Source organism: Anaerobacillus sp. (assembly GCF_046314235.1).
Taxonomy (GTDB): Bacteria; Bacillota; Bacilli; order Bacillales; family Anaerobacillaceae; genus Anaerobacillus.
Genome location: NZ_JBKBWN010000002.1, coordinates 237883 through 251414, shown reverse-complemented (window position 1 = coordinate 251414; position 13532 = coordinate 237883). Strand labels below are relative to the sequence as shown.

At 36.3% G+C, this 13532-nt stretch carries 18 protein-coding genes; 3 read left to right on the top strand and 15 right to left on the bottom strand.

What is annotated here, in order from left to right; genetic code table 11:
* Window positions 1–252: 252 nt before the first annotated feature.
* On the bottom strand, window positions 253–792 hold the full coding sequence (locus ACK4M9_RS03320; protein ID WP_409847971.1) for a GNAT family N-acetyltransferase: 540 nt from the start codon (window positions 790–792) through the stop codon (window positions 253–255).
* 165 nt (window positions 793–957) lie between these two features.
* The gene (locus ACK4M9_RS03315) at window positions 958–1356 is read right to left on the bottom strand and encodes a GyrI-like domain-containing protein (protein ID WP_409847968.1); all 399 of its coding nucleotides are present in this window, start codon (window positions 1354–1356) and stop codon (window positions 958–960) included.
* 370 nt (window positions 1357–1726) lie between these two features.
* On the opposite strand from ACK4M9_RS03315, the gene ACK4M9_RS03310 reads away from it, so the two are divergent.
* Window positions 1727–1981, top strand: a complete 255-nt coding sequence (locus ACK4M9_RS03310; protein WP_409847965.1) for a hypothetical protein — start codon at window positions 1727–1729, stop codon at window positions 1979–1981.
* Window positions 1982–2321: 340 nt separating this feature from the next.
* On the opposite strand, the gene ACK4M9_RS03305 is transcribed toward ACK4M9_RS03310, so the two are convergent.
* The 12 genes from ACK4M9_RS03305 to ACK4M9_RS03250 form a co-directional block, all read right to left on the bottom strand.
* On the bottom strand, window positions 2322–3788 hold the full coding sequence (locus ACK4M9_RS03305) for a PAS domain-containing protein (RefSeq protein WP_409847962.1): 1467 nt from the start codon (window positions 3786–3788) through the stop codon (window positions 2322–2324).
* Window positions 3789–3990: 202 nt separating this feature from the next.
* Entirely contained in the window at window positions 3991–4455 is a 465-nt protein-coding gene (locus ACK4M9_RS03300; RefSeq protein WP_409847960.1) for a chemotaxis protein CheW, read from the bottom strand.
* A 303-nt stretch (window positions 4456–4758) separates the two neighbouring features.
* The gene (locus tag ACK4M9_RS03295; protein ID WP_409847957.1) at window positions 4759–5007 is read right to left on the bottom strand and encodes a hypothetical protein; all 249 of its coding nucleotides are present in this window, start codon (window positions 5005–5007) and stop codon (window positions 4759–4761) included.
* 27 nt (window positions 5008–5034) lie between these two features.
* The gene (locus ACK4M9_RS03290) at window positions 5035–5469 is read right to left on the bottom strand and encodes a glycine/sarcosine/betaine reductase selenoprotein B family protein (protein ID WP_409847954.1); all 435 of its coding nucleotides are present in this window, start codon (window positions 5467–5469) and stop codon (window positions 5035–5037) included.
* A 26-nt stretch (window positions 5470–5495) separates the two neighbouring features.
* On the bottom strand, window positions 5496–5996 hold the full coding sequence (locus ACK4M9_RS03285) for a redoxin domain-containing protein (RefSeq protein ID WP_409847951.1): 501 nt from the start codon (window positions 5994–5996) through the stop codon (window positions 5496–5498).
* A gap of 282 nt (window positions 5997–6278) precedes the next feature.
* The gene (locus ACK4M9_RS03280; RefSeq protein WP_409847949.1) at window positions 6279–7406 is read right to left on the bottom strand and encodes a conserved virulence factor C family protein; all 1128 of its coding nucleotides are present in this window, start codon (window positions 7404–7406) and stop codon (window positions 6279–6281) included.
* A gap of 246 nt (window positions 7407–7652) precedes the next feature.
* Window positions 7653–8525, bottom strand: a complete 873-nt coding sequence (locus ACK4M9_RS03275) for a DUF1028 domain-containing protein (RefSeq protein WP_409847948.1) — start codon at window positions 8523–8525, stop codon at window positions 7653–7655.
* A 5-nt stretch (window positions 8526–8530) separates the two neighbouring features.
* The gene (locus ACK4M9_RS03270; protein ID WP_409847947.1) at window positions 8531–8953 is read right to left on the bottom strand and encodes a DUF1284 domain-containing protein; all 423 of its coding nucleotides are present in this window, start codon (window positions 8951–8953) and stop codon (window positions 8531–8533) included.
* A gap of 241 nt (window positions 8954–9194) precedes the next feature.
* Window positions 9195–10256 carry an SDR family NAD(P)-dependent oxidoreductase gene (locus ACK4M9_RS03265; RefSeq protein ID WP_409847945.1) on the bottom strand — a complete coding sequence of 354 codons (1062 nt, stop codon included), beginning with the start codon at window positions 10254–10256 and terminating at the stop codon, window positions 9195–9197.
* Window positions 10257–10420: 164 nt separating this feature from the next.
* Window positions 10421–10693, bottom strand: coding sequence for an alpha/beta-type small acid-soluble spore protein (locus ACK4M9_RS03260; protein ID WP_409847943.1), 273 nt, complete (start codon window positions 10691–10693; stop codon window positions 10421–10423).
* Window position 10694: 1 nt separating this feature from the next.
* Window positions 10695–10952 carry a hypothetical protein gene (locus tag ACK4M9_RS03255; protein ID WP_409847941.1) on the bottom strand — a complete coding sequence of 86 codons (258 nt, stop codon included), beginning with the start codon at window positions 10950–10952 and terminating at the stop codon, window positions 10695–10697.
* 209 nt (window positions 10953–11161) lie between these two features.
* Complete coding sequence (locus ACK4M9_RS03250; protein WP_409847938.1) at window positions 11162–11515, bottom strand: hypothetical protein; 354 nt, start codon at window positions 11513–11515, stop codon at window positions 11162–11164.
* Between the two features lie 338 nt (window positions 11516–11853).
* Here ACK4M9_RS03250 and ACK4M9_RS03245 point away from each other — a divergent pair, with 338 nt between their 5' ends.
* Complete coding sequence (locus ACK4M9_RS03245; protein WP_409847935.1) at window positions 11854–12123, top strand: DUF1292 domain-containing protein; 270 nt, start codon at window positions 11854–11856, stop codon at window positions 12121–12123.
* A 258-nt stretch (window positions 12124–12381) separates the two neighbouring features.
* Window positions 12382–12804 carry a hypothetical protein gene (locus tag ACK4M9_RS03240; RefSeq protein ID WP_409847933.1) on the top strand — a complete coding sequence of 141 codons (423 nt, stop codon included), beginning with the start codon at window positions 12382–12384 and terminating at the stop codon, window positions 12802–12804.
* Between the two features lie 125 nt (window positions 12805–12929).
* Here the strand turns inward: ACK4M9_RS03240 and ACK4M9_RS03235 are convergent, their stop codons facing one another.
* Entirely contained in the window at window positions 12930–13517 is a 588-nt protein-coding gene (locus tag ACK4M9_RS03235; protein WP_409847930.1) for a DNA-3-methyladenine glycosylase, read from the bottom strand.
* Between the last annotated feature and the right edge of the window lie 15 nt (window positions 13518–13532).

Here is a 13532-nt window from a genome sequence, read left to right as displayed (position 1 = left end):
TAAAAGGCAATCAATCCAGAAACAACCCCAAACCGATCCAAGTTAATTCTACCATCTAAAAAAATTTGCGTTTAAAACCAAGCTTCCCTCTAAATATGAAATCCCCGCAGTGTATCGAAAGTTTTTCATAGCCTAATTAGACTCAGGTTTTAAAACCATTTGTTTCTTTTATAAACATCCTTCACCGTATAATACATTCCAAAAATACAAATATTTTCTAACATCAATCTACTCAACAATATGCTAAACTTTTTAATCATTAGGATTAATAATCGCCAATACTTGATGGTCTTCCCATTTACCATTAATTTTTACATTTTTAAGAGCTATGCCTTCTTTGTGAAATCCTGTCTTTTCTAAGACACGAATGGAACCTATGTTATGAGGCATAACACCAGCTTCAATTCTATGTAATTTAAGTTTTTCAAAAGCATAATTCACAATCAAATTAACAGCTTCTGTCGCGAATCCCTTACCGTTATGATCTTTATCAATAAAATAGCCAATAAAACAACTTTGTAGAGAACCCCGTATAACTTGAAAGAGACTTATAATCCCTATGAGCTTACTAGTATCTCTTTGAAATATCCCAAATTGATACTCAGTATCATTTTCTATATTATATTTCCATTTACTTATTAAACTCCGTTGGTGCTCGAGTGAATAAAATGAATCCGGACGCATCATTGAGAACCTTTCAAAAAATTCTTTATTAGTTAATTGAAATTGAAGCAAGTCATCGGCATCAGTCAATATAAAAGGTTTTATTAATAGATTTTCAGACAGTAACACAATATCAATCCTTTATAGGTAATATTTTCTTTAAAGTATTACTCATATACTCGGCTAATAATCATTCTTCTAATTGTAAACAACCAGTTACTCAACAACAGTAGGAACTGCCGTTGCAACAGTTCCTCAACTCGTGCATTCATTAAGTTCTATAAGCATTGTAAACTATTGAATTGCTATGTAAATCTCAATTTGTCCATTGGGATAATATTTTTCAAAATCAAATGAATAAGCTCTCTTCAAATCTCCTTTCTCTTGTCGTTCCCATATTTCCTTCCAAGCGTTAAGTATTCCAAATTCTTCTGATGCATCCACTTCAAATATTTTATATTTAATTGTGTTCGGAATTTTAATTGTAGGAGGATTTTCACTTCTTTCTACTGCTACGCTTAATGTGTAATCGCCTTTATAGTCACTCTCGTAATCATAATATAGTCCATATTTAACCTCATCTTGGTTTTCCAAAATACTTGTTGCCTCCTTCCACATTTCTCTAATCTTTTGCATAATAGCCTCATCTTTAAAATTATTAGTTCTAACACTCTTAATAATTGTTAACTCCATTAAGATTACCCCTCTCATTGTGTTTTTTACTTATAACGATAAATAAAATTCAAATACTACCTTTTTTCAAACCAGCTTGGCTAACTTTAATAGGTTTATTCACAATTTCTATACATATTTTAACATAAATAGCTGAAATACCTTGTAAGTTATTTGAAATTTTAACCAATTCTCAATTAGTAGATTTATGAACAAGTAAGTATATGAAATTGGATATAAAAACTGTCCGTATATACTGGTTGGCGTATACGGACAGTGGATATAGTATTTTAAAGTAAATCAATCGTTTTTCTAATGAATTTGTCACGGTTGTTCCAATTTCTGAATAATCTGTCCTAGGGGGTTATTGCATCTCAAAGGAGGTGAATTCATGCCGAAATTCAGAAGAAAACCAGTTGTCGTTGAAGCGGTGAAAATTACAAGTCCAATAACAATCGAAACGACTGAAGGCAAACTTAGTGGTAAAGCAGGCGATTATTTAATTACGCAGGCCGATGGAGCGCAGTTTCCGTGTGATCCAAAAACATTCGAAAAAACATATGAGCCTGTAAAAACGTATGTTGATGTAAAAAAACTAATGTATAAAGTACTAAGAAAAATCAAATACAAACTCAAAACAGGGTAAAAAGAAAAGCTCACGTACCCCGGGTAGCCCCGACAAGCAAATGTTCTGACAAGCAACTTCTTGAATTATCTTCTTTGCAAGCTTTGCGACGAGTAACCGCAGGAGCAAGGAAAAGTGTGCTTTTCACTTTTTATATTGGCAGGTTATTTGACCTCGAGGGGCTGGGTACGTGAGCTAGACAATCGAAAAGCTCACGTACCTCGGGTAGCCCCGACAAGCAAATGTTCTGTCAAGCAACTTCTTGAATAATCATCTTTGCAAGCTTTGCGACGAGTAACCGCAGGAGCAAGGAGTGTCCACAATAAAAACCATGAAGCATAAGGCGCTTCATGGTTCTTTATTATTTTGCAATTGGCAATGAAATTTTAAACTTTGTACCAATGTTTTCTTCACTTTCTACTTCCATTATTCCTTTATGATCATTAATAATTTTGAAGCAAACCATCAGTCCAAGGCCGTTACCATGCTCTTTCGTTGAGAAAAATGGTTCGCCTAAACGTTCTAATTTTTCTTTTGAAATACCGACACCTTGATCTTGAAATTCAATGGTTACATTTCCGGCGACATTTTTAACGTTGATTTTGAGTTCACCACCATTAGGCATCGCTTCAATCGCATTTTTTACAATATTTAAAAAGACTTGTTTTAATTGATTTTCGTCACATTGAACAAATACTTCATCCGACCCAAAGGCTGTTGAAATTGTGACTCGTTTGTATTTCGCTTCAGTTTTCAAGAAGTTCACGATTTGAGTAAGGGTTGAAACGACATTTTTTCGACTGAAGTTTAGGACCTTAGGTTTTGCTAGAAGCATAAATTCGCCAACGATAAAGTCGATCCGTTCAATTTCGTCTAATAAAATGTCAAAGTATTGTTGTTTCTCTTCTTCGGTTGTTTCATCTTTTAAAAACTCAGTATATCCCCTTAATGAGGTCAGTGGATTACGAATTTCATGGGCAACGCCAGCTGCTAGTTCACCAATAAGGGCAAGCTTTTCCGATCTTAAGATCATTTCTTCGACCTTTTTCCGATCAGTAATATCCTTTCGAATCGCAACAAATTGATATGGTTTGCCATTATCGTTTAAAAACGGCACAATCGTTGTATCTACCCAATATTCTTTTCCTTCTTTTGTTAGGTTTTTGATTTCACCTTTCCAAATTTGCCCCTTGCCAATCTTCTTCCACATGTCTTTAAAGAAGCTTTTTGGATGAAAGTTAGAGTTTAACATTCGATGATCTTGTCCTAACAATTCATCGCGGTTGTACTTTGAGATTTCACAAAAAGTATCATTTACATAGGTGATAATCCCTTTATTATCTGTAATCGCCAAAATCGATGAAGCATCTAAGGCGTATTTAATATCAGCTAACTCTTTATTTGTAGAAGCTAACCTTTTTAATGTAAGCTTTAGATTTTCTTCGGTTGCCTTGCGGTCTGTTATATCAGTTCGAATTGAAATATATTGATAAGGTTTCCCTGAATCATCTAAAAATGGCACAATGGTTGTGTGAACCCAATAATAGGTACCGTCTTTTGCTTTGTTTTTAATCTCTCCAGTCCAGACAGTGCCTTTAGCTATTGTACGATACATCGTTACAAAGAATTGCTTAGGGTGATACCCTGAATTTAGGATTCTGTGATCTTGTCCTAATAACTCTTCTCGCTTATATTTTGAAATGGTACAAAATTTATCATTCACATAAATAATTTCGCCCTTGTTATTAGTAATTGCAATAATCGTCGTTGCATCAAGAGCATATTTAATATCTGTGGCGAAATTACCAAGGGAATTTTTAGTATCCATTTACTTACCTCGCTTCCTATTCCAACACTAAGTTCTACCTCTATTATGCAACAGTTAAAAACATTATGTCTATAGTGTATTTCAAAAAAGTCAAGAGGGTTTCGAACTTAAATTGTTACAAATAAGAAAACAAGTCCGATCTATATTAAGAATTATGTAGCTTTTCCTAATAAGTGGACTTGTCTTATGTTTGGTTATATTATTAGACTTCCGTTAAAAAGTCCGTTTTAATTTTTTCAATATTATCAATCGAAGAAATTAGTTCTTGGATATTAATAATTGAGATAATCCGGTCTTCGACTAAAGCTACACCATCTAAAAAGCTATAGCTACTACTTGAGCCAACTAAACTAACAGGCTTAATTAACGACGGATCGAAATTAATGATTTCGTTCGTGCTTTCAACCATAAAGGCAATTGTTGTGTGCTCAGTTTCGATCAGAATATATCTTGTATTTTGGTCAATTTGACTTGCTTGATTATAAAGTAGTTTTTTGCTATCAATGATAGGTAATACTTGGCCCCGAATACTAACGATTCCTACCATGTAATCTGGCATTTGTGGTGTATGTGTAGTTTTTGAAACTTTTTCAATAGAAACAATATTATTAATATCAATTCCGTATGTTCCACCTTCAATATTGAATAAAACGAAGTTGGTATTCATTCTTCATTCTTCCCCTCTTTGTCGTCAACATTCTCATTGCTTATTTGTGATTTAGTCATAGAATGTAAACAGATAATTCAATGTAGTTCTATTGTAACAGAATGTAGAGATTATAAAAACAACAATGTTCGAGCTTTTTTTCATTCTTAAGGAGAATTTTGAGTGTGGATAAACATGGGACTCTATTACAAAAAATAAGTATCAGTCACCTCGGTTGCTATAGTATAGATTGAGTACAAACAAATACTTCTATATATAGTGTTAAATCGAGATGAGCTAATACTTATTAGATAGACTCTAAACCTATGATTGTTTATAGCTAGGGAAATCTACTTCATGAATATGACCAGGCTCTTGCCTTTTTGTAATTTCCTCTAGTGCTGCCAGTAAAACCTTCATTTGCGTGTTTTTATCGTTTGGTTTTCCTAACGAATGACCAAATTTGAACCCAATTGGATGGATGGCTCTTGGAGGTCTCATTAAACTTGATTGTTCAACATCAAGCGTAATTAAAGAAGTAGGAATTCCCTGTGCTTCAATGCCACGCTGCACTGTAACTACAGTGCGATGACAAAGTGGTCAGCCAGCCGTTAGTAAGACTGCATCCGCCTTAGAGCGAACAACTTCTTTGACGAGTGCTGGGATCGTTTCTTTATTAATTTTGTTTAGCCTCATAGAATAGCCCATCATTGTTAAGTGCTTTTCGGCTACACCGCCAAGATCACCGTCGTCTACCATTTCTCTCAAGCGATCAATCGGAAAAACGCAGTTAATATCTTCTTTAGGATAGTCAGTATTATAGTGATCCTTTGGTGCTGAATGTGTAACTGTTAGATCTTTTGTTTCAACATCGCCAGGGATAATCCGAAATGTTGCATCACCCTCAGCAGGATCGGTGTTATAAGGTTCTTGATCGTTTAAATGAACTCCCGATGTTGAAACAATCATGATCGTCATTTCATGTAAAGGTTTATCGTTAGGCGTATATGGTATGGCTTTTCGCGATAGTTCCATACACAACCTCCTTATTTGCGATTTGTTTATAACTTCCGTAAAACATCGAATAACTCTTCATTATCAGGTTGCTGACCAATTGGATGAACATCAATAAACTGAATAGTTCCCTCTTTATCAATGATCATTAAGGCACGTTCAGATGCACCGTAGGCCGGTTCCTCTGGATTGGTACGTAGAACTCCATATTTTTCAGATACTTCTCCGTGCGGATAGAAATCAGCACATAAAGGATATGAAAGACCGCCTATTGATTTTGCCCATGCATTATGACTATGAACACTGTCGACACTTATACCCAAGACCTGGGTATCAAAATCTTCAAAACGAGAAAGATCATCCTCGTATGAAGGCATCTGCGCGCCTCAGACTGGAGTCCAATCTAAGGGGTAGAAGCATAAAAATACATTTTTTTCACCGCGATAATCACTCAATGATACGATACGGTCACCGTGTGCCAGTAACCTAAAATCAGGTGCTTGATCGCCAACTTTTAACGTTTTTGTTTCAGTAGCGCCTTGTGGCATTAGAAACTCCCCTTTCTATTACTTTTTTAACACTTTATATTTTCCCCATCTTAATTTGAAATTAATCAATCGACAAACTATTTTTTAGCTAAATCACATGAGATCTTCGTACTCCGAAAAGAAACTACTAGATGTTCCTAAAAGCTTACTAAAAAATTCCCCTGTACGATAATTGTACAGGGGAACAAAATGGATGGCATCGAAAACACTTCTGCAATCCTCAGTGAAAATTAGCTAGATTTCCTCTCACTTCGAGGCGCTGATACTTTTGCGACAACCTCACTATTCTGTTTTTCTGGCGTTAGTCATTTGTTGCCAAACAGAACCTGCTGCTTCTTCGCCACTTTCAATTCTCTTAATCGCCATTTTAATTTGTAGACTTACTTCAAACTCAGGATCATCCTCAGCCGCCTTTAAGGAATTTAGCGCACTGTCATCACCGACTTCGTATAAAAACATCGCCGCTCGCCAACGGACCAATTTGTTCTTATCCTTTAACGCTTCAATCATAGCCGGAATTGCTTTAGGGTTACCGAGGTCAGATAAGCAATCACCGGCTGTTCTTCTTACGGTCACTGATCGATCTTTTAAGCCTTTATAGAGATATGGAAGAACCGCCTCATCCTCAATCATTCCTAAATAGACAACAGCAAGGCGGCGGATTGATGTATTTTCATCGTTTAACGCCATGGCGAGTAAAGTGATGTCTTCTTGTTTTGGAATCATTTTATCAAGGGCTGCATAGCGAGTTTTCCAATCGTCACCCTTAAATGCTTCTGCCACTTCTTCTGAAGATAATTGCACGCGGATTGGACGTTCCTCTGCTTTTTGAAATGCTGCTGTAACTAATTCGTCTAGACGTTGTTGGTCGTAAGCTGCTGCAATCTCTTCGGTTACTTCCTTGGCAACTTCCTCTGCATCACCATAGCGTACGCCAAATTCTTTCCATTGCCGCTCTTTTACTAGATTATCAGCAGCAGATTGAGCTTTTAGAATTGCTTCCTTAAAGCGATCTGGAAGTCCAAAGCGTTTTTCGCCATCACCGTCTTCAATTTTTATTTGGATCGGAATTCCCCGAAACATGTGAACGAACACTTTTAGTTCACCAAATGTATCAGTAGGTCCGCTTTCTTCCTGATTTACGACTTCAGCTTTTTCGCCAAAGATTCCGCGAACTTGCGGTAAAATTGTTTTCCAATCCATTTTCGGATGACGCTCAAGCGCAATAAAGTTTGTCACTTGATAAACACCTGTCACACCGTCAATTTCTAGTAGTGATTTTAAGTAGTCAGGTGCCATGTCTTTTTCGTCTTTTTTAAAGTTATAAGACTGGTTGTTAGGCAGATTTGTATCTAAGTTAATTTTCATGGAATTCGGACTAGGTGTTGGTTCAATAGAAACTAGCTTCATAAAAAAACACTCCTTTATTTGTTACTTTAGTTCTGATCGTAACATATAAAAAATTCAAGCTCCAATTTCTTGCTTGCTGAAGCATCCATTTTGATCAATTTGGTAGATTGGATAGTAAGCTACTTCCAAGGTCGATTTTTTTCAGATAAAAACCCCAGGCAATCTCTAGTCAACTCCACATTTTTATCATAAAAAAGACCAAACCCTACTGGATTTAGTCAAAAAATAGATTTTTTCGCAAAGAAATTAAATTTTGCTTTTATTTAATAAAAAGTTCAACACTTTTTTATCAATTTTCCCTTGTGGTTGCTGGCGTTCTTCAAAGTTTTCGGTCAAAATAAATTGATTTAAGCCTTCAGTAAGATCTTCTGCTCGACATGCGTCTATTTTTAGATAGCCTAATGCTTGTAGCGCTTTACTCATTTCTACTAATGTTGTTTCATCAATGTCTATGATGTCTTCTGGAGTGGGTTTGCTAAAGTAGAGCTGTTGTAATTCATAGATGCGAATAAGCTCTTTGATTGGATCAGGATGATCATCAACGCGAAGGTCAATTGCCCTGTCATTATAACCACCGTACCCACCTTCCTCTTTTACAATAAGGAGTGCTGCAGACTGTTTCCCGCGAGAGTCACCACCGGCCTCTTGTGCTGCATCTAAAGCAGCTAATAGTCGCTCAGCTAACGACCCTGTTGCCGTTTCGAATGTAGTAGCCATTGCGTTAACAGTAGCTTCACTTACTAAAATGTTTCCTTGTGCGGCAAAATGTTTACCGGCTATCCCACCAGCCCATTCAAAACATTTCTCACCTGTAAACGTCGCGGCATTTCCTTTTCCGTCGACAATGCCAACTTGGCGTAGTGCTCTGTCCTCATCTTCAGCAGTTAATAGATCGATCGTTTCTTGTGCGGTTTTACCAGCGGCCATTAGATCAAGACCTAGTGGACCGTATGTAGTATTTGCATACGATTGGGTTGCGACTGCACCTACACCCGCTTTCGCCCATGGAACAACCGCGCCCACACCTAAAAATTTGGATTGGACCGCAATTCCTAACTCTTCTGTTTCTGGGTCATACCCAACAATTGAAAATGTTGCAACAAGGTCTTTTTGCTTCATCGTCTTCACCTCTTATTGGTTTTTAGTTTTTCGATTCCTGCCTTACAAACACCATAAGGTAACCAACTACAGTCTTTACATAAATAATCTAAATCATCAGGTTGAACTTTCAGTGCAGTCCACTCAACGAGTTTACTTTTGCGATACAATTTATTTTTTTCAAGCTGTAAGTGCTCAATAACTTTTTCATCCATCGTTTTGACATGCTCGTCTGAACCAACGCTAGCAATACAAATCGTTCCGCCATTATGGGGACATGCAGTACAAGCATCATCTAATGTAGCAACGACGCGAATTGGAAAGTCATTCGCATCATCGCGAATTTCTTCGACGATTGAGCCCATCTTGACAACAAATTCAGGACTGTATCCCATCCCTTGAAAGCCGTGGACACATAATAAATGATGTCCTCTCAATGTTCGTTCCATATATCCTCCTATAAAAAATGACTATTAGACATACTACTCATCTTATCAAACTATTAATAATATTTCGACGTTCGTATAGATATTCCTACTAAAAATACTGTTTTTCTTGTTATTTTAGTCATTTTCATAATTGATCAAGCTTTGGATATGTCCCTCTAGATATAGTTTAATGCAACTAAATTAATATCAGCGGATTATAAAAAGAGTTACAACCATTTAAAGTTGTAACTCTATCATTTAGCTATTTGTTATAAACCGGTGCTTCTTTAGTATAACCGCTAATAATCCGATAAAGCATGTCCCCATCCATTTTAAGCGGAGTGAGTCCATTTTCGTGAAATAATTCGTTTGTATTTTTGGTTGGGAAATGGATCGATCTATTTACATAGTCTTTAAAAACTTCTAGTGGTTTATTAATAGAAAGTTCAAAATCTGTTAAATGGGGTGCTTCTTCAATGGAAGCTAACCTTAAAGTTTGGTAGTCAAACACATCTTTAATCATTTCAATGACAAATTCATTTGTTGGCGGATTTGGGTTTGTTAGATGATACACAGTTTTATTTATCCTATGTTTCATGGCCAACAACAGAGCTTGTACAACATAATCAACTGGAACAATATTGGAGACTGTATTTTTATCTACTAGTAATCTCACAGCTATTTCCTTATTCAATCGAATAGAACGTTTTTTTAATAGTTGAACTGCTTTTAAGATCCCATACATCCCAAATGTTGTGTTTGCTTCACCGGTAATGGAGTTCCCAACGATGATCGAAGGACGCATAATTGCGACATGAAACGTATTACTGTACCCCATCACAGCGTGCTCACTATGACATTTGCTTTCTTCATAACTATTAACAAATCTTGTATTTAAAGAGTATAATTCCTCTTGACCTCTAGTTTGATTACCTAACGTATATGCAGTGCTCACATAGATAAATTTTTGAGCGTTAATTTCTTTTACAAATTCTAAACAAAAGTTTGTGCCGTCGAGATTTGTTTTGAAAATTTCGTCTCTTAGCGATTCATCAAAGGAGAGAAAAGCGGCATTATGAAAGAAGATATCTATTTTACCAACAAGATTTTGAACTGTTTGATTACTCATACCTAATCTCGTTGTTTCTAAATTTCCCTCGCAAAAATGGACTAGGTGTCTTTGTGTAATTGGTAATTTTTCCAGTAATGCACTAGCTTTTTTCTTACTGCGAATTAATAAGTAAACTTGATGGCCCTCTCCCACTAAGCCTTTTACAAGTTCAGTCCCTAAAAATCCAGTTGCCCCTGTAATAAATACGTTCATTTCCTTATCAATTCCCCTCTAAAAAAACTAATGTCTCATTATCTTAACATAAGGAGAAGTTACTGCATAAAATTGTTTTTTGGCATTTTAACTAATTTGATAATCCTACTTAAAAAACACAAAAAAATTACAACTGGTTAGTTGTAACTCTTCTCAAAGAAATACTATTTCTTTAAATTATTCTTTGCTAATTTAATCATTTCACTCACCATATGGCCACCAATTTCACCACCAACTTGGCCTGCTTGTTTTGAGGTAAGTGTGCCGTTATACCCTTTCTTGAGCGGAACATCTAACTGTTTTGCGACTTCGTATTTTACGGACTCAGGTGAATTTTGACTAACGTTATACCCTTTTTGTTCCATCACTTCAGCTTTAAAACGATTTACCTGTTGAGCTGCTTCTGGTACAAGTAATCGTCGCCGTCTTTTCGCCACGTTACTCAACCCCTTCAAAATCTGTATAAAAGACAGGGTTAATTAATGACGAAGTAGTAAAATCCAATTCTTCAATGTCATGACCATTTGCATAGTACATAATTTCTTGCTCTATTTTGAGTAGATCATCTTCAATACCAGCTTGGGACTGGTTGTTCACTTGGAGTTCGCTTAATTGGTTTTTTAGCATTTTCCGCGTTTCAGTTAAAACATATAGCCGTTCTAGTTTTTCAAAATATGTTAAGGGTTGCTGGTCCATGGTGCCCTCCAATTGTTTTCTTATAGTTTGCGCATTTAAAATAACTGTTATTCGCTAAACGACAATTGTAGGAAGGCTGTACGTCAAAATGCAAATAAAGGCTGTCCCATGCAAAGTATCAATCACCTCGTCAAAAATGACAGCGTCTACACTATAATGTATAGGATCACGTCGAGGTGGATTAACACTTTTAGGACAGCCATTACTTCTTAGTTCAATACTAATTGACCGGTACTTTTATATTCTTCAACAAGCTCGTTAATATGCTTATCGATGTTTTCTCGCCAAATTTGTGCTTCTGCTTCAGTCGTAGGCGCTTCAAAATTCTTCTCAATATACTCCTGTAAGTAACCATCTCTTGTCAGATAATTTGTTGTCCAAAGCTCATAATACTCTTCAACAGACATCTCTAACTGTGCAGCCTGAGTTTCGAAAAATTCTGTATCACCCTCTTGATCGATTCCAGGGTAATATAACTTCTTCATGTAATCTATTCCTTGTTGGTTAATAGTAATGCCAAGCTTTTGTGCTTCAACAATAATTATTTCTTCCTTGAGATACATTTCAACATATTTCTCTTCATATGGATATTGAGTTAAAATATGTTTTACTTTAATTTCTTCTCCAGCTACGATTGCAACAACGTCCTCATGGTTGTTCGTTGCTCCAGCACAACCACTGACAATGAATGTTAGTAAAAGAATAAAAACTAATTTTTTAATGAGAAATCCTCCTTATTTTTCAAAAATATATTGTTTCTTACGCAGGTTTTAGATCATTACAATCTTATCATTTTTTTTCATATTTAGACGAATGAATATGTCTCTTTTCAATGACAAAATAATTTGTTTTGTTACGGGGAAATTAACGATAAGTCAGAGAAAAAGGTGGTATATTCAATATGGAAATGAACGAACTTCGTGATCAAATTACGATTGAAGATGACGATGGGAATGAGAAAGATTATAATGTTGAGGCGTTATTTGACATGGCAGATGATTCATATGCACTGCTTTCATCAAGTGAAGAAGTAATTTTAATGCGGATCGAGGAATATGAGGATGAACAAACGTTGGTAGGCGTTACAAATCCTGAAGAAAAAGCATCGATTTTAGCAGCTTATGCTCTTGCGGTTGAAGCTGACCGTGAACCTAATATCATTTCAGACTAATAATACATGGTGATGAACGAGTATTGGCCGTAGAAAGGTTAATACTCGTTTTTTGTTGGGAAGTATGTAAGAGTAAGAAGTTAATAAATTTTTACCTACTGCGTCCAATCCGTTTCTTTCTCTTAAAAACAACAGAAATAAACCAAAAGCAAATTGTTAGTTATTTCCTTTTTTTAAAATATTTTATCAGGATTGCTTGCTCAGCAAAAGCACAAAATACGTTTGTTCCAAAAAACAAATACGTGGAGGTCATCATCTATGAACACATATAACCAAGGAATGCAACAAATTAACGAATGTCGTCAATATGCGCAACAATTAATTCAGCAAACACAACAAGGTAGTCAGCAATACAAACAAATGTTACAACAGGAGCAACAAAACGTCCAAATGTTAGAGCAAATGATCCAACGTGAGCGTCAAGCGACTCAATTGATCCAACACACGCTTCAAGGGCATGATCAAGCGATCCAACAATGCCAACAAATAATTCAAACTTGTAACCAGTTAGAGCAGGAAATTAGAAGCCAAGGAAGCACAACAATAAGCTATGGTCATACTTCTACTCCTTCGTATCAACCAATGCAACATCAAACTCATCAAATGATGAACCAAATGAACATGCAACAACATCAACAATCGCCTTACCAATCAAGCAACTATTCTTCACAACAACAATAAATTTTTAAAAATGGCTGTCCCAACAAAGTACCAGTCGCCTCGCCTACTATAATAGATATTGTACAAACATACACTTCTCTATTTAGTCTGACTGTGAGGTGCTCTGACACTTATGGGCAGCCTCTTTATCTTGATACATATTGATTTTCGCTAACCCAAAAACGCCATGGGTAATCTTTGGCTTCACCGCTATTATCAATTCCAATTCTAGGCCCACTCAAAATCAATTGAGGTTGTTTTCCCTCAGCTATATATAATGGCGGTTGAGTTAGCGGATGTCCGTAATCCTCTTTTGTAATTGCTAATGCCTTCGTAAGTTTTCCTGGACCATTTGTTAAGTCCTTCTCTTTTTTTACTTTCTCGCGACGAAAATACATTAGTTCAATTCCATCAACTGGTTCAATGGCTCGAATTAAAACGGCTTCTGGCCTTCCAAGTTCACCGCTAACAACATTAACTAAGCAATGGGTGTGCATGACATATGTGTAAGTAATACCGGCTGGACCGAACATGACTTCGGTTCGCGGTGTACGACGATTGCCGAAGCTATGTGCAGCTCTGTCGCCTGGACCAATGTATGCTTCAGTTTCAACGATCCACCCTGATGCAACCCCCTCTCTAGTTTCTTTTACAAGCAATTTCCCTAAAAGTGATTGCGCTAATTGAAGCGTCGGTTGTTGATAGAAGGCCAGCTCTAGTGGTTTATATTGCATTGCAAACACCTCAAT

Coding starts and splice junctions, on each gene's coding strand:
- ACK4M9_RS03255 (WP_409847941.1), bottom strand. CDS start 10,952: ATGGACCAGCAACCCTTAACATATTTTGAAAAACTAGAACGGCTATAT.
- ACK4M9_RS03275 (WP_409847948.1), bottom strand. CDS start 8,525: ATGAAGCAAAAAGACCTTGTTGCAACATTTTCAATTGTTGGGTATGAC.
- ACK4M9_RS03310 (WP_409847965.1), top strand. CDS start 1,727: ATGCCGAAATTCAGAAGAAAACCAGTTGTCGTTGAAGCGGTGAAAATT.
- ACK4M9_RS03300 (WP_409847960.1), bottom strand. CDS start 4,455: ATGAATACCAACTTCGTTTTATTCAATATTGAAGGTGGAACATACGGA.
- ACK4M9_RS03305 (WP_409847962.1), bottom strand. CDS start 3,788: ATGGATACTAAAAATTCCCTTGGTAATTTCGCCACAGATATTAAATAT.
- ACK4M9_RS03265 (WP_409847945.1), bottom strand. CDS start 10,256: ATGAACGTATTTATTACAGGGGCAACTGGATTTTTAGGGACTGAACTT.
- ACK4M9_RS03245 (WP_409847935.1), top strand. CDS start 11,854: ATGGAAATGAACGAACTTCGTGATCAAATTACGATTGAAGATGACGAT.
- ACK4M9_RS03290 (WP_409847954.1), bottom strand. CDS start 5,469: ATGGAACTATCGCGAAAAGCCATACCATATACGCCTAACGATAAACCT.
- ACK4M9_RS03250 (WP_409847938.1), bottom strand. CDS start 11,515: ATGTATCTCAAGGAAGAAATAATTATTGTTGAAGCACAAAAGCTTGGC.
- ACK4M9_RS03235 (WP_409847930.1), bottom strand. CDS start 13,517: ATGCAATATAAACCACTAGAGCTGGCCTTCTATCAACAACCGACGCTT.
- ACK4M9_RS03270 (WP_409847947.1), bottom strand. CDS start 8,953: ATGGAACGAACATTGAGAGGACATCATTTATTATGTGTCCACGGCTTT.
- ACK4M9_RS03280 (WP_409847949.1), bottom strand. CDS start 7,406: ATGAAGCTAGTTTCTATTGAACCAACACCTAGTCCGAATTCCATGAAA.
- ACK4M9_RS03240 (WP_409847933.1), top strand. CDS start 12,382: ATGAACACATATAACCAAGGAATGCAACAAATTAACGAATGTCGTCAA.
- ACK4M9_RS03315 (WP_409847968.1), bottom strand. CDS start 1,356: ATGGAGTTAACAATTATTAAGAGTGTTAGAACTAATAATTTTAAAGAT.